Source organism: Pseudoxanthomonas sp. GM95, from assembly GCF_900109775.1.
GTDB lineage: Bacteria > Pseudomonadota > Gammaproteobacteria > Xanthomonadales > Xanthomonadaceae > Pseudoxanthomonas_A.
Genome location: NZ_FOAX01000002.1, coordinates 1,001,939 through 1,021,949 on the forward strand (window position 1 = coordinate 1,001,939; position 20,011 = coordinate 1,021,949).

Annotated in this window: 14 protein-coding genes; 6 read left to right on the forward strand and 8 right to left on the reverse strand. The window is 66.6% G+C overall.

Features of this window, described 5'->3' with window-relative positions; all coding sequences use genetic code 11:
* Positions 1–36: 36 nt before the first annotated feature.
* Both BMZ17_RS12510 and BMZ17_RS12515 read right to left on the reverse strand, forming a co-directional pair.
* The gene (locus tag BMZ17_RS12510) at positions 37–678 is read right to left on the reverse strand and encodes an exopolysaccharide biosynthesis protein (RefSeq protein ID WP_093138897.1); all 642 of its coding nucleotides are present in this window, start codon (positions 676–678) and stop codon (positions 37–39) included.
* Complete coding sequence (locus BMZ17_RS12515) at positions 662–1,978, reverse strand: hemolysin family protein (RefSeq protein ID WP_093138898.1); 1,317 nt, start codon at positions 1,976–1,978, stop codon at positions 662–664. Before BMZ17_RS12515 ends, BMZ17_RS12510 begins: the two co-directional genes overlap by 17 nt.
* A 279-nt stretch (positions 1,979–2,257) precedes the next feature.
* Here BMZ17_RS12515 and BMZ17_RS12520 point away from each other — a divergent pair, with 279 nt between their 5' ends.
* From BMZ17_RS12520 to BMZ17_RS12540, 5 genes are all read left to right on the forward strand, one after another.
* Positions 2,258–2,884, forward strand: coding sequence for a DUF47 domain-containing protein (locus BMZ17_RS12520; RefSeq protein ID WP_093138899.1), 627 nt, complete (start codon positions 2,258–2,260; stop codon positions 2,882–2,884).
* A gap of 10 nt (positions 2,885–2,894) precedes the next feature.
* On the forward strand, positions 2,895–4,019 hold the full coding sequence (locus BMZ17_RS12525) for an inorganic phosphate transporter (protein ID WP_093138900.1): 1,125 nt from the start codon (positions 2,895–2,897) through the stop codon (positions 4,017–4,019).
* Positions 4,020–4,168: 149 nt separating this feature from the next.
* A complete protein-coding gene (locus BMZ17_RS21160) occupies positions 4,169–4,456 on the forward strand; it encodes a hypothetical protein (protein WP_175485573.1) in 288 nt (95 codons plus the stop codon).
* Positions 4,457–4,751: 295 nt separating this feature from the next.
* The gene (locus BMZ17_RS12535) at positions 4,752–5,099 is read left to right on the forward strand and encodes an MGMT family protein (protein WP_093138901.1); all 348 of its coding nucleotides are present in this window, start codon (positions 4,752–4,754) and stop codon (positions 5,097–5,099) included.
* Positions 5,100–5,207: 108 nt separating this feature from the next.
* Positions 5,208–5,906 (forward strand): rhomboid family intramembrane serine protease, encoded by a 699-nt coding sequence (locus BMZ17_RS12540; RefSeq protein WP_093138902.1) that lies wholly within the window; start codon positions 5,208–5,210, stop codon positions 5,904–5,906.
* 81 nt (positions 5,907–5,987) lie between these two features.
* Here the strand turns inward: BMZ17_RS12540 and BMZ17_RS12545 are convergent, their stop codons facing one another.
* The 5 genes from BMZ17_RS12545 to BMZ17_RS12565 form a co-directional block, all read right to left on the reverse strand.
* Positions 5,988–8,018, reverse strand: coding sequence for a M13 family metallopeptidase (locus tag BMZ17_RS12545; RefSeq protein ID WP_093138903.1), 2,031 nt, complete (start codon positions 8,016–8,018; stop codon positions 5,988–5,990).
* Positions 8,019–8,115: 97 nt separating this feature from the next.
* A complete protein-coding gene (locus BMZ17_RS12550; RefSeq protein WP_093138904.1) occupies positions 8,116–8,349 on the reverse strand; it encodes a hypothetical protein in 234 nt (77 codons plus the stop codon).
* A 123-nt stretch (positions 8,350–8,472) separates the two neighbouring features.
* Positions 8,473–10,563: a M13 family metallopeptidase gene (locus tag BMZ17_RS12555; protein WP_093138905.1), complete on the reverse strand. Its 2,091-nt coding sequence runs from the start codon at positions 10,561–10,563 to the stop codon at positions 8,473–8,475.
* 123 nt (positions 10,564–10,686) lie between these two features.
* Complete coding sequence (locus BMZ17_RS12560) at positions 10,687–12,786, reverse strand: M13 family metallopeptidase (RefSeq protein ID WP_254775291.1); 2,100 nt, start codon at positions 12,784–12,786, stop codon at positions 10,687–10,689.
* A 173-nt stretch (positions 12,787–12,959) separates the two neighbouring features.
* Positions 12,960–14,597, reverse strand: a complete 1,638-nt coding sequence (locus BMZ17_RS12565) for a CHASE2 domain-containing protein (RefSeq protein ID WP_093138907.1) — start codon at positions 14,595–14,597, stop codon at positions 12,960–12,962.
* Positions 14,598–14,758: 161 nt separating this feature from the next.
* On the opposite strand from BMZ17_RS12565, the gene BMZ17_RS12570 reads away from it, so the two are divergent.
* Complete coding sequence (locus BMZ17_RS12570) at positions 14,759–16,357, forward strand: phytoene desaturase family protein (RefSeq protein WP_093138908.1); 1,599 nt, start codon at positions 14,759–14,761, stop codon at positions 16,355–16,357.
* A 75-nt stretch (positions 16,358–16,432) separates the two neighbouring features.
* Here the strand turns inward: BMZ17_RS12570 and BMZ17_RS12575 are convergent, their stop codons facing one another.
* The gene (locus BMZ17_RS12575; RefSeq protein WP_093138909.1) at positions 16,433–20,008 is read right to left on the reverse strand and encodes a M1 family aminopeptidase; all 3,576 of its coding nucleotides are present in this window, start codon (positions 20,006–20,008) and stop codon (positions 16,433–16,435) included.
* Positions 20,009–20,011 lie beyond the last annotated feature (3 nt).

The window sequence follows — 20,011 nt, forward strand, 5'->3', positions numbered from 1 at the left end:
TGCCAGCGACGCGTGCCGGCCGGCACGCGCGGCGCATCAGGCCATCAGCTTGTCGATCTGGTGCATCACCATCTGCACCAGATTGCCCGACAGGAAACCGAACACCACGATCGCCACGATGCCCAGCGCCCAGGCGCCCAGCATCAGCTTGCCGTCGCGCTCCAGCAGGGCGAACACGTAGACCAGCAGCAACAGGCCGAACAGGTAGTTGGTGAACGGGATCGGCAGGGCCAGCAGCAGGCCCAGCAGCAACAGCAGCAGGCCGGTGAAGGCGCTGGCCAGGCGGTTGTCCAGCATGGCCGGCCAGCGCGGGCGCACGACCTTTTCCAGCCAGCGCAGCGGCTTGGCCACCACGTCGCGGAAGCGCACCACCGAGTGCCGCGACGGCCCGCGGATGGCGATGAAGCGCGGCAGCCACGGCTTGCGCAGGCCGATCAACAGCTGCGCGCCGACCAGCATCACCAGCGGCCCGCTCAGGCCGCCGGCCACGCCGGGGATCGGGATGAAGGACGGCAGCACGCCGATAAAGAGCAGCATGCCGAACGCGCTCTGCTGCAGGTCCGCCAGCAGGTCGACCAGACGCAGGCGCTCGGCCGGGTCGCCGGTGGCCATGTCATCGAGCAGGCTGCGGGTGGTCTCGGCGCGGTTCTGCGACTGCGCTTCATCCGACGATGTCATCATCGTCCTCTTCCGTCAGCTTCTGCAGCAGCAGCTTGTCCACGCGTGCACCGTCCAGATCCACCACTTCGATGCGCCAGCCGGCCCAGTCGAAGTGTTCGCCCACGTGCGGGATGCGGCCGAAGTGCTCGATCACCATGCCCGCGGCGGTGTTGTAGTCGTTCTCTTCCTGGTCGGGCAGGGCCACGCCGCCCAGCACTTCACGCAAGTCATCGTTGGACAGCGAGCCGTCGATCAGCAACGAGCCGTCGTCGCGGGTCACCACCAGCGCCTTGGGATCGGGGTTTTCGGTGAGCTGGTGATGGCGGCCGACCACGGCATTCATCAGGTCGCTCAGGGTCACCATGCCCTGGATCTCGCCGTATTCGTCCACCACCAGGGCCAGCGACTGCTGCTCCTCGCGCAGGATTTCCAGCAGCTTCATCGCGTGGGTGGATTCGGACACGAACAGCGGCTCGCGCAGCTCGGTGAACAGCTCCGGCGAGTGGTCGGCGATGCGGTCCAGCAGCGACTTCACTTCCAGGATGCCGACCACGTCCTGGTCGTTCTCGCGGTACACGGGGAAGCGCGAATAGCGCGACTCGCGCATCGTCTCCAGGTTCTCGGCGTACTCGGCGGCCACGTCCAACCAGACGATGCGCTTGCGCGGCGTCATCAGGCTGTCGGCGGTGCGGTCGCCCAGGCGCAGCACGCGGTTGACCATGTTGCGTTCGTCGTCGTCGATCACGCCCTGCTCGTGGCTCTCGCTCACCAGCATGCGGATCTCTTCTTCGGTCACGGCCTGGCGTGCGTCGTCCTTGATGCCCAGCAGGCGCAGCACGGCGCGGTTGATCGCGCCCAGCACGAACACGATCGGCCGGGCCACGCGCAGCAGCCAGTCCACCGGGATGGCTACGACGGCGGCGATCTTCTCCGGGTTGGTCAGTGCCAGGCGCTTGGGGATGAGCTCGCCGAAGATCACGTAGCCGGCGGTGATCAGGGTGACCGCGGTGGCCACGCCGATCTGGTTGGCGTACTGCCCGATGCCCGGGAACCAGCCGTTCAACCAGGCGGCGATGATCGCGCCGATCGCATCGCCACCGAATACGCCGCCCAGGATGCCGATCAGGTTGATGCCGATCTGCACGGTGGACAGCAGGTTATCGGGATGCTCGGCCAGGGCCAGCGCCACGCGCGCGCCGCGGCTTTCCTGCGCCATCTGCTTGAGCCGCAGCTTGCGCGAGGTCATCAGCGACATCTCCGACAGGGCGAAGAAGGCGTTGAGCACGATCAGGAAACAGACGATCAGCAGTTCGAGCACGGTGCGCCCTCCCGATCAGGTGAAGAGGCGGAGCGTGTCCGGCGTGTGGCCGCGCAGGTCGCGGCAGGGGGCGTAGGGTCGTCTTCCATAGGGTGCGCCCTTCGCAGGGCGCGTGAGGAGTCTAGCAAAGGAATTCGCGATTCCCTTGCGGTAGCGCTGAATCGTTCCAGATCAATCGGTTAGCGCCGGGCCGGGCGCGCGGTTGCATCGAATGGACATCAAACCGTCATAATTCACCCCTTGATGGCCGTCCCTCCCGCGACGGCGGATGCGCCACGCATGTTTTCCCTGCAGACCATCTTCGGCTCCGGCCAGCAGTTCTATACCTTGCTCGACGAAGCGGCCGACGCGGCGCACGAAAGCACCAAGGCCCTGCACGCGATGATGAAGGGCTCCAACCGCCAGCCGGCGCTGGATGCCTTCAAGCTGGCCCGCCAGCGCGAGCGCCAGGCCTCGGACAAGATCGGCCAGGCGCTGGTGGACAGCTTCATCACCCCGATCGAGCGCGAGGACATCGAGGCGCTGGGGTCGGCCCTGCACAAGATCCCCAAGCAGGTGGAGAAGTTCGCCGACCGCTATTCGCTGGCGGTGACCCACCTGGAGCACATCGACTTCGCCCCGCGAGCGGCGATGCTGGAACAGGCCGCCAGCGTGGTCCAGGAAATGGTCACGGTGCTGCCCAAGATGAACCTGGACCACGTCACCGCGCTGTACGAAAAACTGCGCGCGCTGGAGAACGAGGCCGACCGCCTGATGCTTGAGCTGTACCGCGACATCTACTCCGGTCGCCTGGACAGCCTGCAGATGTTCCTGCTCAAGGAATTCTTCGAGATCCTGGAAAAGGCCATCGACCGCTGCCAGGAAGCCGGCGCGGTGGTCTACCAGATCGTTCTGAAAAATAGCTGAGGCCCGGCGGATGCTGACGCTTGTCATCGTGGTGATCCTGGCCGCGCTCGTCTTCGAGTTCATCAACGGGTTCCACGACACGGCCAATTCCATCGCCACGGTGGTGGCCACCAAGGTGCTGGCGCCGGGCTGGGCCGTGGCGCTGGCCGCCGTGACCAACCTGATCGGCGCGCTCACCGGCACCGCGGTGGCCGCCACGATCGCCACCGGGATCATCAATACCGACGTGGTCGCCGCCAGCTCGCAGGTGATCCTGTGCGCGCTGCTGGGCGGCATCGTCTGGAACCTGATCACCTGGTGGAAAGGCTTGCCGTCCTCATCCAGCCACGCGCTCATCGGTGGCCTGTGCGGCGCTGGACTGGCCGCGGCGCACAACAACTGGGACGCGCTGATCTGGTCGGAGAGCGTCGGCAACTGGGCCAAGAACAAGGGCCTGCTGTGGAAGGTGTTCGTGCCGATGATCACCTCGCCGATCGCCGGCTTCCTGCTGGGCGTGGCGATGATGCTGCTGCTGTGGGCGATCATCTCGGGCATGGCGCGCGCTGGCGGCATCCTGCGCCGGCTGGCGCGTCCGCGTTGGGTCAATGCGTTCTTCGGCAAGGCGCAGATCGCCTCGGCCGCGTACATGGGCTACGCGCACGGCCACAACGACGCGCAGAAGACGATGGGCATCATCGCCCTGACCCTGATGGGCGCCCAGCACACCGGCGCGCTCAACGACCTGCCGCCGTGGCTGGCCTTCCTGCATCCCAATCCCGCAGCGGGCGAGGCCGACGTGGCGCTGTGGATCGTGCTGACCTGTGCGGTGGTGATGGCGGCCGGCACGGCATCAGGCGGCTGGAAGATCATCAAGACGCTCGGCCACAAGATGGTCAAGCTGCACCCGATCCATGGCTTCGCCGCAGAGGTCAGCTCGGCCACGATCCTGACTACCGCCGCGCACTTCGGCATGCCGGTTTCCACCACCCACAGCATCTCCACCGCGATCATGGGCGTGGGTTACGCGAAGAACCCGAAGGCGCTGAAATTCAGCGTGATCGAACGCATCGTGTGGGCGTGGATTCTGACGATTCCTGCTGCCGGGGCGATTGCGTGGGGGATGTTGAAGGGATTGCAGGCGGTGGGATGGGCGTGAGGCCTGTCTTCGTTGTTTGACTGAAGCGGGAGGCACTGGGTGCTTCCCGTTTTTGTTTTGGGCTTGCGATCTATTCTGATGGTGGGCGTGACTTCGCGCCTCACAAGCAAAAGCTTTCGCGCGGCTTCGCCGCACGAGCTACTTTTGTCTTGGCAAAAGGTAGCCAAAACCGCCAGCGCCTGACACTCGCCGCCGCGTTGCGGCGGTGCCCTGTGCTCCTCGCTGGAAACGGCACGGCGCGCAAACTCGCTACGCTCAAACACGCGCGCCTCTTCGGCCGTTTCCAGCTCCGGTGCTCGGCTCGCTTTGAAGGCGCTGAAGATCAAGATCTCAGCAACGGCAACGGCAACGGCAACGGCAACGGCAAAAGCAAAAGCCAAAGCCAAAGCGAGAAGCCAGTGCTCTGGCTTTTGCTTGCGCTCGCAAATCCTCCGTGAGGCACGGCGAAGGGACGAGGCAAAGACCCGCAGGGCGCCGCACAAGGATGTGCGGCGTTTTTGGACGGGACAGGATGTCCCTTCCAAAAATCCCTCGCCCCGTAGCGAACCCTCGCGAAGCGAGGGCGTGCCGCCCGGAGTGTGTTTCTTTGCCTACTTTTCTTTGCACAAGCAAAGAAAGTAGGTCGGGCGGCGAAGCCGCACGAAAGCTTTTGCTTTTGTCTTCGCTCTAGCTACGCGAAGGATCAAAAAAACTGCACGAACATCAAAGCAAGCCCGACCTAGAATCCAGCCCATGGCCCAAGACCTCTCCACCCCCGAATCCCGCGCCCAAGCCATCCTCAGCGCCATCCGCGCTGTCCCGGCAGGCCAAGTCGCCGGCTACGGCGAAATTGCCCGCCGGGCTGGCCTGCCGGGCAGGGCGCGATTAGTGGCGCAGGTGCTTCGCAAATATGGGGCGCCGGATCTGCCGTGGTATCGGATCCTGCTCTCCAGCGGCCAGATCGCCTTCCCGGAAGGCTCCAAGGGCTATCGCGAACAGAGCCAGCGGTTGCGCGCCGAAGGCGTGAAGGTGGTCAAGGGCAAGGTGATCGGGCAGAAGGCCGCGCCGTCGGTCGACGAGCAGATCTGGGGCCCCGGCTAGACGCTGGCGGAAGATCCGCTGACAGGATCGCAAGCAGGCGCTTGCGCGGCGGCTCAGTCGGCCGCACGTATCATGCAGCACGATTCCGCGTTCCCGAGGTTGTCTACGATGTTTCCCCGACTGCAGCCGGCTACCCAGGCGCTCCTGATCGCCAACGTGGTGATCTTCCTGGTCACGATGGCGGTGCCTTTGCTTCCCGAGGCAGTGACCACGCAGATGCTGCTGTGGCCGATCGGCGCAGGCGAGGTGATGCCCGGTGCGGGCTTCATGCCGTGGCAGTTGCTGACTGCCGGCTTCATGCACGCCAACTTCGGCCACATCTTCTTCAACATGCTGGCGCTGTGGATGTTCGGTTCGCCGCTGGAAGCGGTGTGGGGCTCCAAGCGCTTTGCGACCTACTACCTGGTGAGCCTGGTCGGGGCGAACGTGCTGCAGGTCATCGTCGGCACGCTGTTGCTGTCGCAGGGCCAGTTCCCCAATCCTGTGCTGGGTGCGTCGGGTGCGGTGTTCGCGCTGCTGCTGGGCTACGGGATGCTGTTCCCGAACCAGCGCATGATCGTGTTTCCCATCCCGATGGAGATCAAGGCGCGCACGCTAGTGATCATCTACGGCGTGGCCGAGCTGTTCTTCGCCTATACCGGCCGGCAGCCGGGCGTAGCGCACTTCGTCCATCTGGGCGGGATGCTGTTCGGCTGGCTGCTGATCCGCTACTGGCGCGGGCAGCCGCCGTTCAAGCGCGGCGGGTCGCGCGGCGGGCGCGGCGGCGGCCAGCGTCGCGGCACGGCGACCTTCCGCGTGGTGAAGTAAACCCAGAACGTCAGCATCGCCCAACAAAAAACGCGGCCCCGAAAGGCCGCGTTTTTGTTGGCATCACTGACGTGCTTCAGCTCAGCGCCAGATGCCGATCTGATCCGCTTCCGGGCGCAGCATCGGGTTGCCGGCCTTGCACTCGAAGCTGGCGCTGAAACCCGGCTGGTCCTGCAGTGGCGCATTGCTGCGCACCGGGCCCGGCGCATGGGTGTCGGTGGCCTGGCGCACGGTCGCTTCCTGCGGCGCGACCTGCTGGGCCCACAGCTGCGACCAGCTGCGGAAGAAGGTCTGCTTGGCGCCGGTGTTCGGGGCGACCTGGGCGTTGACGTACGCATCCCAGGCCAGCTCGACGCCGGACAGGTCGGCCAGGTTCTCGTCGCGGGTCAGGGCGCCGTTGACATTCGTCGCGGTCAGGCCCGGATACGTGTAACCGTTGTACTGGCTGGTCACGCGCGCGCCCAGCGCGTTCCAGGCGCTGGCGTCGGCCGGCGTCCACCAGTCGCGCAGCTGGCCGTTGGCGTCGATCAGGTGGCCCTTGGCGTCGAAGCCGCGGGTCAGCTCGTGGCCGACTAGCGCGCCGAACGAGCCGTAGAGCGCCGACACATCGCGCTTGGCGTCGAACACCGGCGGCTGCAGCACCGCGGCGGTGATGATCAGGCGGTTCTGGGCCAGGTCGTAGGCCAGCGCCGGCTGCTGCGGCAGCACGTTCCAGCGACGCTCGGCGTTGCCCTTGCCGATGCGCTTCATCTCCTCGCGGTGGCGCCAGGTGCTGGCGATCAGCATGTTGCCGCCGAAGCTGCCGCGGCCCATCGGCTGGACGGTGTAGTCCAGGTCACGCTTGGGCGCGCCGATCTCGATGTCCAGCTTGGCCAGCTTGGCCTTGGCTTCGGCCTTGGCCGCGTTGCTCATCCAGGCGTTGCGTTCCAGCGCACGGTCCAGCGACTCGCGCACGGTCTTGGCGATGGTCTCGGCCTGCTCGCGGGTGGCCTGCGGCAGGTAGCGGGCGGTGTACTCGCGGCCCAGCATCGGGCCGGCAGCGGTGTTGATCGCGCCCAGCACGTCGACCCAACGCTCGTCGGGCTGCAGCTTGCCTTCCAGCACGCGGCCACGGAAGTTGTACGAGGCCTCGCGCCAGGACTTGGACAGGTACGGGGCCATCGCATCGCCCACGCGCCAGTTGAGGTAGGCCTTCCACTCTTCCGGCGAGACGCCCTTGACCAGCGTGTCCAGCTGCTGGAACAGCGCCGGGTCGGCCAGCGAGACGGTGTCGTCCTTCACGCCCTGCGCTTCGAGGAACTCGGACAGCTGCAGGTTCTTGTACTGCTTCTTCAGGTCCTTAATCGCCAGCGGCTTGTAGTTGTTGAACGGGTTGGCCAGCTGGTCCAGCGGGCGCGACGCGGTGGCCACGCGCGTTTCCAGGTCGATCACCAGGGCCGACTGCGCATCGAGCTGGTCGGCCGGGGTGCCGGTCAGGGCCAGGATCTGCTTCACGTAGGCGCGGTAGCGGCCCAGCAGTTCGCGGGTCTCGGCATCGGTGCGGGTGTAGTAGGCCGGGTCGGGCAGGCCCAAACCGCCCTGCATGAAGTAGCCGATGTGGCGGTCCAGCGCGCCCAGATCCACGTCCGGGCTGAAGTTGAACGCCACCGGGATGCCGACCTGGTGCAGCGCGGCGATCGCAGCCGGGATGTCCTTGGCCTTCTTGATGCCGTTGATGCGGCCCAGCAGCGGGGCGATCGGCTTGGCGCCGTCGGCTTCCACCGCCGCTTCGTCCAGGCCGCTGGCCCAGAAGTCGCCCAACAGCTTCTGCACGTTGCCCTGCGGCGAGGCCATCGCGCCATCCAGCAGCGCCTTCTGCTGCTGCAGGCTGTAGTCGCGCATCACGCCCAGGGCGGAGATCGCGCCGACGCCGGCCGGCAGCGGATTGGCATTGAGCCAGTCGGCATTGGCGGCGGCGTAGAAGTCGGTGCACTCGGCACTGACGGCCGGGGCCTTCTTGGCCGGGGCTTTCTTGGTCTTCTTGGCGGCGGCAAAGGCATCACCGCTGCCCAGCGCGACAAGCAGCGCCAGGGCAAGCAGGGTGGGCGTACGGGCGTGGCGCAGCTGCGTCATCTGAGGTGATATCCGGCGGTCGAAGGCGCGGATTCTAGCAATGTGGCGGTGTACACCGACGTTCATGTTCACCGGCGTGCAGGTGCCGATCAGGCAGTCACCTGCGCATCGCCTGCCACAGCACGATGCCAAGCCCGACCAGCAGCGCCCAGGCGCAAAGTCCAGCCACCGTGGCCGCGGTTTCCGAAGGCTCGGTGTGCGGCCGCAGCATGCGCAGGACCAGCGCGCCCGTGCCCTGGATGACGGTCTCGAAGACCAGGTCCATGAACAGCCACGCCAGCAGACGGAACAGGCCGGCCAGCAGGCCACCAGTGAGTTCCTCGACGGGCATCTGCAGTCCTTTGCAGGGAAGGTGGCCGCAGCTTAGCCAATGACGATGCCGTCATACGCGCCGGAAAAGCGAAGGCCCGGACAAGCCGGGCCTTCGATGCAGCAGTGGCGCGATGTCGCGGCGTTACCAGATCACCACGCGCTTGTCGTCCGGGCGCACCATCGCATCGCCGGCCTTGCACTCGAACGCCTTGGCGAATTGCGGCATGTTCGACGGCGCGGCGATCGCGCGCAGCGAGGCCGGGGCGTGCGGGTCGGCGTTGAGGTAGACGATGGCCTGCTTCTCGCGCACATCGCCGCGCCACACGCGCGCCCAGTTGAGGAAGAAGCGCTGGTCCGGCGTGTAGCCGTCGATCAGCTTGTCGGCCTCGCCCGGATGCTGCTTCAGCGCGGTCTGCAGCGCGTCGTAGGCCACATTGATGCCGCCCAGGTCGGCGATGTTCTCGCCCAGGGTCAGCTGGCCGTTGACGTGCAGGTCCGGCTTGTCCTTGATCGGGGCGTAGGCATTGAACTGGTCCACCAGCTGCTTGGTGCGCGCCTCGAACTTGGTGCGGTCGTCCTTGCTCCACCAGTTGACGTTGTTGCCCGCGCCGTCGAACTGGCTGCCTTCGTCGTCGAAGCCGTGGCTGGCCTCGTGGCCGATCACCGCGCCGATGCCGCCGTAGTTGATCGCATCGTCGGCCTTGGCGTCGAAGAACGGCGGCTGCAGAATGCCGGCCGGGAAGTTGATCGTGTTGTCGGTCGGGTTGTAGTACGCGTTGACCGTCTGCGGGGTCATGCCCCATTCCTTGCGGTCGGTCGGCTTGCCGATCTTGGCGATGTCGTACTGGTAGTTGAACTTGTCGGCCGCCTGCAGGTTGCCGTAGTAGTCGCCGTCCTTCATCTGCAGGCCGGACCAGTCACGCCAGGTGTCCGGGTAGCCGATCTTGGGCAGGAAGGTGTCCCACTTGGCGATCGCCTTGGCCTTGGTCTCCGGGCTCATCCAGTCCAGCTGCTCGATGCGCGCCTTGAGCGCGATGCGGACGTTGTCCACCAGCGTCTGCGCACGCGCCTTGGCTTCGGGCGTGAACACCTTGGCCACGTACAGCTGGCCAAGGCCTTCGCCCATCGAATGGTTGACCGCGCCCAGCACGCGCTTCCAGCGCGGACGCTGCTGCGGCTGGCCGGACAGGGTCTTGCCCCAGAACTCGAAGCTGTTGTCCACGAACGGCTTGCTCAGCGCGCTGGCCGCGCCGTCGATGGCGTGGAAGCGCAGGTAGGCCTGCCATTGTGCGGTCGGCGCGCTGGCCAGCAGCTTGTCGAACTGGGCGAAGAACTTCGGCTGCGAAAGCGAGAAGCCGTGGTCGATGCTCACGCCCTGCGCGTTGAAGAACGCCTCCCACGAGAAATGCGGTGTGACCTTGTTGGCGTCGGCGACCGAGACGAAGTGGTACTGGTTCTTCGGGTCGCGGCCTTCCACCGGCGAAAGCGAGGCCGAGGCCAGCGACTTCTCCAGGTCGAACACCTGCTGGGCCTGGGTCTTGGCATCAGCGGCGCTGGCGCCGGTCAGCTCGAAGGACTTGGCGATGTAGGCCAGATAGCCGTCGCGGATTTCGGCGTACTGCGGATCGGTGTAGTAATCCTTGGTCGGCAGGCCCAGGCCGCCTTCGTTGGCGTAGGCGATCTGGGTTTCGGCGTGCTGGAAGTCGGCGCCGGCGCCGAACTCGAACACCTGGCTGTCGCCCTCGGCGTAGCGCTGGACGATGTACTTGGCCACGTCCTGGTTGGTCTTGAGCGCGCCGATGGCGTCCAGGGTCGGCTGCAGCGGGGTGAAGCCGGCCTTTTCGATGGTGGCTTCATCCATGCCCGAGGCATAGAGCAGGCCGATCTTGCGCGCGACCGAATCGCTGGCCGCGGTGGTGTCCTTGGCGGCGGCTTCGGCGATCTCGTGCTGGGTGTTGAGGCTGTTCTCGGCCAGGATGTTGAACGGACCCCAGCTGGTGTGGTCGTCGGGGATCGGGTTGGCCTTGGTCCACTTGGCGTTGACGAAGCCGTTGAAGTCGCCGCAGGCCTGGATGTCCTTGTCCAGCTCGGACACATCGAAGATCGGCGCGGCCGGGGCCGCGGCGGTCTGGGCCGGTGCGGAGGCGGCGGGCTTGTCCTCGCCGGACTTGCTGCAGGCAGCCAGCGCCAGGCTGACGGCCAGGGAAAGAGTGATGAGTTTCGGGGCGTTCACGTGTTTTCGGACTCCGGCCACATTGGCCGCTGGGCGTGCCACGCGGGCACGAAAGGGGTCAGGAAAAACAACAGCGGCGTGCCGGACAGGCCACGCCGCTGTGAAGCTTAGCCTTGGCAGGCTTTACCAGATCACGACCTGCTTCTCGCCTTCGCGCACCATCGCGTCGCCAGTCTTGCATTCGAACGCCTTGGCGAACGCAGGCATGTTGGACGGGGCGCCGTTGGCGCGGAAGTTGGCCGGGGCGTGCGGATCGGTCTTCAGGCGCACGGCCATTTCTTCCGGGGTGAAGTTGCGGCGCCACACCGTGGCCCAGTTGAGGAAAAAGCGCTGGTCCTGGGTCAGGCCATCGGTCTTGGGATCGGGCGTGTCGCCGTTGGCGACCTTCATCGCGTCATAGGCGGTATTGAGGCCGCCCAGGTCGGCGATGTTCTCGCCCAGGGTCAGGTCGCCCTTGACCTTGCCGCCATCGGCGGTGGTATAGCCGTCGAACTGCGCGATCAGCTTGCCGGTGCGCGACTCGAAGCCATGCTTGTCCGCGTCGGTCCACCAGTTTTCGAAGTTGCCCTTCGGACCGAACTGCGCGCCCTGGTCGTCGTAGCCGTGGGTCATCTCGTGGCCGATCACCGCGCCGATGCCGCCATAGTTCATCGCCGCATCCGCCTTCGGGTCGAAGAACGGCGGCTGCAGGATCGCGGCCGGGAACACGATCTCGTTCTGCTGCGGGTTGTAGTAGGCGTTGATGGTCTGCGGGGTCATGCCCCATTCGGTCTTGTCCACCGGCTTGCCGATCTTGGACAGGTCGAACTTGTAGTTGAACTCGGTGGCCGCCAGCACGTTGCCCAGGTAGCTGTCGCGGCTGGTGGATAGGCCGGTCCACTCACGCCACTTGTCCGGGTAGCCGATCTTGGGGGTGAAGGTCTCCCACTTGGCGATGGCCTTCTGCTTGGTCTCGGCGCTCATCCAGTCCAGTTTCTCGATGCGGGCCTTGAGCGCGGTGCGCAGGTTGCCCACCAGCGTTTCCATCTGGGTCTTGGCTTCGGGCGAGAACGCGGTCTTGACGTACAGCTGGCCCAGCGTTTCGCCGGCCTCACGGTTGATGGTGCCCAGCACGCGCTTCCAGCGCGGGCGGATCTCCTTCTGGCCGCGCAGGGTCTTGTTCCAGAACGCGAAGTTCTCGTCCACGAACGCCTTGCTCAGGAACGGGCTGGCGCCATCGATGGTGTGGAAGCGCAGGTAGGCCTGCCAGGCCTCCGGCGAGGTGTCGGCCAACATCTTGGAGACTTCCTCGTGGAAGGCCGGGATGGCCAGCGAGAACATCTGCGGCGCGGCCACGCCCTGCGACTTGAAGAATTCGGTCCAGGACCAGTTGGGCGTCAGCTTGTCGGCATCGGCCAGGCTGACCGGGTTATAGGCCAGCTCGACATGGCGCGACAGCTCGGTATTGGTCTTGGAGACCTTGGCCAGGCGGGTTTCGAAGTCGATGACCTGCTTGGCCTGCGCCGCGGCAGCATCGGCGGCCACGCCGGCCAGCTCAAGCGTCTTGGCGATGTGCGCCTGGTAGGCGTCCAGCTTGGCCTTGTTGTCGGCCTTGGTGTAGTACTCCGGATCGGGCAAGCCCAGGCCGCCCTGCATCGCATAGGCGATGTTGACTTCGGAATTCTTGAAGTCGGCGCCGGCGCCGAAGCCGAACAGGCCGTTCTGGCCCTTGGCTGCGCTGGTGCGCAGGTAATCGGTGATCTTGGCCTGGTCGCTCAGGCCGTCGATGGCGGCCAGCTCATCCTTGATCGGGGTCAGGCCCTGCTGCTCGATCTTGGCCTCGTCCATGCCGGTGGCCCAGAAGTCACCGACGATCTTCTCCACGCCGGTGGCGGCGGTGTCGGCGGCCGACTGCTCGGCCAGCTGGTGCTGGATGGCTTCCGAACGCTCGCTCAGCACTTCGAAGGTGCCCCAGCTGGTGCGGTCGCCCGGCACCGGGTTGGCCTTGAGCCAGGTGTCGTTGGCGTAGGCGTTCAGATCGGTACAGGCGTTGGCGGTCTTGTCCAGGTCGCCGATCTGGAAGGCGCTGAACGGCGGCAGCTTGGACTGGTCCAGGGTCAGCGCCTTGGGCGCAGCGGTGTCGGCGGCGGGTGTGGCGGCCGGTTCTTCGGGCTTCTTGCAGGCGGCCAGCGCGGTGGCGATGGACAGGGACAGCAGGAGGATCTTGGTCTTGGGCGTGCTCACGTGGACTCCGTTGGATGTGCCGACATTCCGCGTCCCGCGGGGCTCCACGGGACAACCGGCAGACTGTAACGCGGGCCCGTGTTCCGGGCCGGTGTCGAAGGTCATGGCCCGCGAGGCGGGCAGATGACGGCTTTGCAGACCCAGCGCGGCCTGTCAGGGATGGACGACACGCCCTAGCGTGCGGTGGGATCGCGCACGGTGACGAGGTCGCGAGTGGCCCGCAGCAACAGGTCGGCGCCGCGCAGGTCTTCCGGCTGCAGGCTGGCCAGGCCCATGCGCAGGGCCTGGCCGGCGGTGGCCGGGCTGGCATGGCCGGGGCGGCCTTCCAGGTCGACCATCAGGGCGGTGGCCAGGGCCGAGGCCACGTGCGGCGCGGTGCCCGGCAGCAAGGCAGCGAAGCGCCCGGCATCCAGCCGTGCGACCAGGTCGCCGCTGCCTTGGGCACGCAGGCGCAGGCCGGCAGCCATCGCCGCGGCGAGCGCAGCACTGCCGCCCGGTGCCTGCGAGCTGGTGCCGCGGGCTTCGATCAGCAGCAGCGACAGCGTGCTGCCATCGCGACGCGCGCGGCGGGTGTCGCCCTCCAGCCGCTGGTCGAAGCATTGCCGGTTGGCCACGCCGGTGGCCGGATCGGTGAAGCTGCGCTGGCGCAACCGGCGCCAGGCGCGGAGCGTGCCGATGGCCAAACCGATGGCCAGCACCAGCAGTGCCGGCATTGGCGGGAACCACGCGGCGGCCAGCAGCAGGGCCCACGACACCACCAGCACCAGCGCCATCGCCACGCCCATCGGCGCCCACAGGCGGCGCAGGCCGGGCAGGCCGAGCAGCAACAGTGGCAGGGTGACCAGGATGATCGAGAGCAGGATCTGCGGGCCGACCGGCATCGGCCAGATCGCGCGGCCTTCCAGCAGGCGGGCCAGGGCATTGGCCTGGAAATCCACCCGCGGCAGGCTGTTGGGCGCACCGGGCAGCGACAGGCGCTGGTCCAGCGGCAGGTCGGTGCGGCCGACCAGCACGATGCGCCCGGCCAAGGCTTGTGCGTTGACCTGGCCGCTCAGCACGCCTGCGGCGGTGACATGGTCGATGCCGGGGCCGCGTGCGGTGGGCGCCACCAGCACCGTATCCGAGCGAACCCAGTCATCGGCTGGCGATGTTGCCTCGGCAGCTGTTGGAGATGTCTCGGCATGCGAAGCACGCAGCGTTTCGCGCGTGGCGGTGGAGGCGGCAAGGTCACGCAGCGCCAAGGCGAACGCCGGCCACTTCGGCGTACCAAGGCCTGCGTGCAGGGCAATGCGACGGGCGATGCCGGCGTCATCCACGATCGCTTCGGTGTGGCCCAGCGCGGCGGCGGCCGCGGCCAGCACCGGCGCCGGCAGGATCGCCGTCGCGGGACGCCCGCGATCGGCCAGATCCGCCACCACCGGCAGCACCACCGCGCCGTTGCGGGCCATCGCCTGGGCCAGCAGCGCATCGCCCTGCGGGTCGTACAGGCTGTTCTGGGCCAGCAGCAGCTGCAGGCCGACCGCGCGCGTACCGGCGGCCGACAGGCGATCCACCAGCGTCGCCAGGTCGCGCCGCGGCCACGGCCACGGGCCGTGCTGGGCGATGCTTTCCGGGTCGATGGTGACCACCACCACCTGCGGATTGCCGGCGCGACTGCCGCCAGCCACCAGGTCGAACAAGGCGTCGTCCACCGGCGCGGTGACGTCGGACAAGGCCAGCAACAGCACCAGCGCCGCCGCACCCAATGCCGTGAGCGCCCGCGCGCCGACATGCGCTGGCGAGCGGCGCACCAGCCGGCTCAACCGACGCATCGCGCAGCTCCTGTGGTTGGGGCGCGGCGCGTGTTCACGCTAACCTGCGGCTCCCGCGGTGGCCGGTACGTTCTGGTGTTCCATTGCACGCATTCCCCTGATCGGCGCGAGTGTAGGCGTGTCGGAGACAAACTGTACAAACGGTCACGGAATCCAGGCCGATGAGGGGACGCGACGCGCCCGATGTGCTGCTGGTCGGCGGCGGCCATAACGGCCTGGTGTGCGCGGCCTACCTGGCCAGGGCCGGACTGAAGGTCACCGTGCTGGAACGCCGCGGCGTGGTCGGCGGCGCGGCGGTGACCGAGGAATTCCACCCCGGTTTTCGCAACTCGGTGGCGTCCTACACGGTGTCGCTGCTGCAGCCGAAGGTGATCGCCGAGCTGGACCTGCACGCGCACGGCCTGCGCATCGTCCAGCGCCGGCGCAACAACTTCCTGCCGCTGCCCGATGGCCAATATCTGCTGACCGGCGCCGGTGACACCGCCGCGCAGGTCGCCAAGTTCTCCGCGCGCGACGCGCAGCGTTTGCCGCAGTACGAAGCGCGCCTGGAGGCCATTGCCGACGTGCTGCGTGCGCTGGCCCTGCAGCCGCCGCCCAACATCACCGACGGCGGCTGGTGGAAGGCGCTGCCCGAGCTGTTGCGTGGCGCCAGGCTCGGCAAGCGCCTGCATGCGCTGGACGAAACCCTGCGCCAGGACCTGCTGGACCTGTTCACCATCTCGGCCGCCGAGTATCTGGACCGCTGGTTCGAAAGCGATCCGATCAAGGCGCTGTTCGGCTTCGATGGCGTGGTCGGCAACTACGCCAGTCCGTACACCCCGGGCAGCGCCTACGTGCTGTTGCACCACGTGTTCGGCGAGGTCAACGGCGTCAAGGGCGCCTGGGGCCACGCCATCGGCGGCATGGGCGCGATCACCCAGGCGATGGCTGCGTCGGCACGCGCCGCTGGCGTGACGATTCGCGCCGATGCCGGCGTGGACGAAGTGTTGGTCGAAGGCGGCCGCGCCGTGGGCGTGCGACTGCACGATGGCGAGGAACTGCGCGCGCGTTGCGTGGTGGCCAACGTCAACCCGAAGCTGCTCTACCAGCGCCTGCTGCGCAGCGAGCACGTGCCGGCACCGATGCGCGAGCGCATGGCGCACTGGCGCTGCGGCTCCGGCACCTTCCGCATGAATGTCGCGCTGGACCGGCTGCCGTCCTTCACCGCATTGCCGGGCGAGGGCGATCACCTCACCGCCGGCATCATCCTGGCGCCGTCGCTGGACTACATGGACCGCGCCTATCTCGATGCGAAGGCGCATGGCTGGTCGCGTGAGCCCATCGTCGAACTGCTGATTCCTTCGACCCTGGACGATTCATTGGCGCCGCCCGGCCAGCACGTCGCCAGCCTGTTCTGCCAGCACGTCGCGCCAGAGTTATCCGATGGCCGCAGCTGGGACGACCATCGCGAGGAAGTGGCCGACCTGATGATCGCCACGGTCGAACGCTACGCGCCTGGCTTTGCTTCGTCCGTATTGGGGCGGCAGATCAAGAGCCCGCTCGACCTCGAACGCGATTTCGGCCTGGTCGGTGGCGACATCTTCCACGGCGCGCTTTCGCTCAATCAGCTGTTTTCCGCGCGCCCGGCGCTGGGTCAGGCCGGCTATCGCGGTGCCATCCCGGGCCTGTACCTGTGTGGCTCCGGCACGCATCCCGGCGGTGGCGTCACCGGCGCCCCGGGGCACAACGCCGCGCAGGTCGTGATCGGCGACCTGCGCTGACGCCGTCATCCATTCAAGCAGGGCCTCAGTGGTGTCGCCACTGAGGCCCCGCGATTCAGCACGCTGCTGACAGGGTTATTGCACGGTCACCTTGCGGCGATTGTCGTCCGAGTCGGTGTCGATCAGCTTGTTGTACGGATCGATGCCGGCCTCGTACGGCAGCTGGTCGACCACCAGCGTGAGCGTGGTCTCGGCTGCGGTGACGTGGTGCTTGGTCAGGGACAGCACCTGTTCGTCGGCCTCCTTCGCGCCCGGCTTGCGCGCGAACACGCCGACATCGACCCATTCGTCGACGGCTTCGGCGGTGACCTTGCCCTTGCCGTCGGCGACCTGTTTGGCGGCGTGCAGCTTCAGCGTGACTTCGTACTTGCCGTTGGGCAGCTTGCGGGCGGTGGCATCGGTGGTGCGGTTTTCCCAGAACACGATCCGCTCGAACAGATCGCGGATGAAGGGATGGAAGCGCGCCTCGGTGCCGGCATACAGATCAGCCATGAAGTCGCGCGTGGTCGGGTAGGGCGCGGCCTGGAAGGCGTGCTTGCGCAGGAAGCCGGCCAGCACGCGATTCAACGTGTCCTCGCCAATCATGTCCTTGAGCGCGTAGAAGGCGATCGAGCCCTTGTTGTAGTGGATGTACTGCTGGTTCTCGTTGAGTGCCAGCGGCTGCTCGGCCACGCGTTCGGTCGGGCGCTGGCGCAGGTAGCTGTCCAGCTCGTACTTGAGGAACTTGCGCATCTTGCGCGGGCCGTATTCGTGCTCCATCACCATCAGCGCCGAGTACTGGGCCAGCGACTCGCTGAGCATGGTCGCGCCCTGCACGTTGGCACCCACCACCTGGTGCGCCCACCACTGGTGTGCGACCTCGTGCGCGGTCACGTAGAACGGATAGTCGATGTCCTCGGCATCCTCCACCCGGGCGATGAAGCCGATCGCTTCCGAATACGGGATCGTGCCGGCAAAGGACTGGGCGAAACGCTGGTAGCCCGGGAACTCCAGGATGCGCACCTGCTTGAACTGGTACGGCGAGAAGTTGCGCGTGTAGTAGTCCAGCGATTTCTTGGTCGAAGCGATCATGCGGTTGACGTTGTAGGGATGCTGGCCATCGAAATACACATCGATGGCCACGTCATTCCAGCGATCGTGCTTGACCTGCCAATCGGCCGACAGCCAGGAGAAGAACGCCAGCAGCTTGGTCTCGCCCTTGTACTGGTAGTAGTGGCGTCCGTCCTTGCGCCAGTCCTTCTGCAGCGTGCCGGGCGCCAGCGCGATCTGACCATCGGTGGTGGACACGGTGGTCTCGAAATCCACCCAGCCTGCATTCGGGCCCAGGTAGTTGTCGGCGTAGGCCTTGGTGTCGCCGATGGGGTTCATCCGCGGCACGTCGGGCAGCTTGTACTTGCGCCGGTCGTTGACGTCTGAGAGTTGCTGGTTGGGGTCGTAACCGAACTGCGGCAGCGCGGCGAAGTTATTGAAGAACGTGCCGTTATAGACCACCTGCGTGTTGCCGCCACTGAGCGGGAACCCATGCGGTGCATCGTCCAGGGTGAAGTCGAAATCCATCTCCGCGCCGGGCGCCAACGGCCGGTCCAGCGTGTAGATCGTGTAGCCGTGGACGGTGTCGCGCAGCTTCACCTGGTGTGCGGGGAAGTCGAGCCTGCTGACGGTCACTTCCGGATCCAGGTTGACGTGGAGCTGGGTGATCGGCACCTGCGTGTTGTTGCGCATGCGGTAATGCCCGCGGATCTGCACGGTACGCGTCGCCGGGGTGATATCGACCTCGGTGCGAATGGCGATGACGCGCGGCTGCGGCAGGTCCTTGTACTGGCGGTAGGCCTTTTCGTAATCAGCGCTCTGCTGCTTGGCCAGGTCGCCCGGCACGTACCGGTTGAGCACGTTGGTGTTGTAGAAGATCCAGCTGCCCAGGGCCACGAAGGCCACCAGCGAGACCGTCAACACCACGCCAGCCGGGCCACGCAAACGACGACGCAGCTGCACCAGGCGCTCGCGCCAGTGCAGGGTGGTGCCGCGCGGCCACAGCATGTAGGCCAGCGCCAGCAGCGCCCCGCATAGCGCCGCCCAATACGCGCGGAACCACAGGCTCGGCCCGATGAAATGGCCCCAGCCATTCATGTCCGAATACGGCGTGGGGCTGGCGCGGCCGAAGGCATACAGCAGGTGGTCGAAGTCCAGCATGCCCAGCGCCATCCGGCCGACCAGCACCACGATCACCAGCACATAGCCGATGAACTTGTTGCCACTGACGGCCTGCAGGAACACCGCCAGCGCCGCCATCAGCAGGTAGCCGATGCTGTCCAGGATCATCGCCTGCAGATACAGCAACGGCTCCATGCGCGTGTAGCCGTGTGCCAGCTGGTAGCCCATGCCCAGCAAGGCACCAACGACGTGGAACAGCACGACTACGCAGCCCAGCGCCGCCAGCTTGGAGGCCAGGGGAATCCAGGCCGGTGTGGCATAGGCATCGGTGGCCTCGGCCACGCCCTGGCTGCGTTCGCGCCACACCAGTTCGCCCGCGTAGAAGGTCAGCACGATGATCAACAGCAGGCTCATGCTGCCGTTCATCAGCAGCTGCATCTGCCCGGTGACCGGCCAGGTGGCGGTGCCGTACATGCGCCCGCCGGAATAGAAGATCACCCCGACGACGCACAGCCAGACCAGCACGATGACCACCAGTGGCGCGCCCAGCAACGTCTGGCGCAGGTCGAAGCGCGCCTGGTGCAGGAACTGGGTCAGGCGCGCGGAAAATCCTGTGCGTAGCTGCACGACCGGCAGCGTCACCGCGTTGTATTCCTCTGCCAGCGGCGTGGCGATCTTGCGCTTGCGGCGCAGCACCAGGCCTTCGCGATCGGCGCGGAACAGGGCATAGGTCGCCCACAGCAACAGCGCCGTCAGCCCAAGGAACAGGGCGCGGTTGCCCAGCAGCAGGCCGCTCAGTGGCGGCAATTGCGTGTTGAGCTGGGCGCTGGACCAGTAGCGGATCTGATCGGCGATGCCGGCGCCGCCGGAGGGATCGACCAGGGCCGCGATCCAGCGCGTGGACAGATCCGAGCTCAGCGAATCGGACAGCATCCACAGCACGAAGAACGCAATCACGCCGATGTAGGTGTAGAGCATCGAGCGGGTGGCCGTCGCCAACGCGAACAGCAGCGCGGAGAGGAACAGCAGGTTCGGCACGACCAGCACGCCCATCGCCCAGGCATAGGCCGCCCAGGGCGTTGGTCCCAGCCGTGCCTGGTCCAGCCACGGCATCTTGCTGCCCAGCCACATGCCGAAGATCACGCCCAGCATGATCGCCAGACTGGCGAGAAAACCGCCGCCGAAGCGCCCGGCCAGGTACACGCCCTTGCGCATCGGTGTGGCGAAGAACAACTCGGCGGCGCGGGTCTCGAAATCGCGCAGCGCGATGCCGCCAACGAAGATCGTCGTCAACAGCACGCTCATCACGCTGAAGGAGCCCAGCACCACGGTGGTCACCGCCGGGGCATTGCGCATCACGTTGCCGACGCCGCCGCCATAGGACACGTTGTTCGAGGCCAGCATGGCAAAGCCGATGCCGGCGAACACTGCCAGCACCACCCAGAACACGCCATTGCGCAGCAGGAGCCTGCGCTCCATTTTCAACAGGTGCAGCAGCATGGC

Bases quoted from the DNA above. Each gene is read 5' to 3' on its own strand.
- BMZ17_RS12510 (WP_093138897.1), bottom strand. From the start codon at position 678: ATGACATCGTCGGATGAAGCGCAGTCGCAGAACCGCGCCGAGACCACC.
- BMZ17_RS12520 (WP_093138899.1), top strand. From the start codon at position 2,258: ATGTTTTCCCTGCAGACCATCTTCGGCTCCGGCCAGCAGTTCTATACC.
- BMZ17_RS12525 (WP_093138900.1), top strand. From the start codon at position 2,895: ATGCTGACGCTTGTCATCGTGGTGATCCTGGCCGCGCTCGTCTTCGAG.
- BMZ17_RS12535 (WP_093138901.1), top strand. From the start codon at position 4,752: ATGGCCCAAGACCTCTCCACCCCCGAATCCCGCGCCCAAGCCATCCTC.
- BMZ17_RS12540 (WP_093138902.1), top strand. From the start codon at position 5,208: ATGTTTCCCCGACTGCAGCCGGCTACCCAGGCGCTCCTGATCGCCAAC.
- BMZ17_RS12545 (WP_093138903.1), bottom strand. From the start codon at position 8,018: ATGACGCAGCTGCGCCACGCCCGTACGCCCACCCTGCTTGCCCTGGCG.
- BMZ17_RS12550 (WP_093138904.1), bottom strand. From the start codon at position 8,349: ATGCCCGTCGAGGAACTCACTGGTGGCCTGCTGGCCGGCCTGTTCCGT.
- BMZ17_RS12565 (WP_093138907.1), bottom strand. From the start codon at position 14,597: ATGCGTCGGTTGAGCCGGCTGGTGCGCCGCTCGCCAGCGCATGTCGGC.
- BMZ17_RS12570 (WP_093138908.1), top strand. From the start codon at position 14,759: ATGAGGGGACGCGACGCGCCCGATGTGCTGCTGGTCGGCGGCGGCCAT.
- BMZ17_RS12575 (WP_093138909.1), bottom strand. From the start codon at position 20,008: ATGCTGCTGCACCTGTTGAAAATGGAGCGCAGGCTCCTGCTGCGCAAT.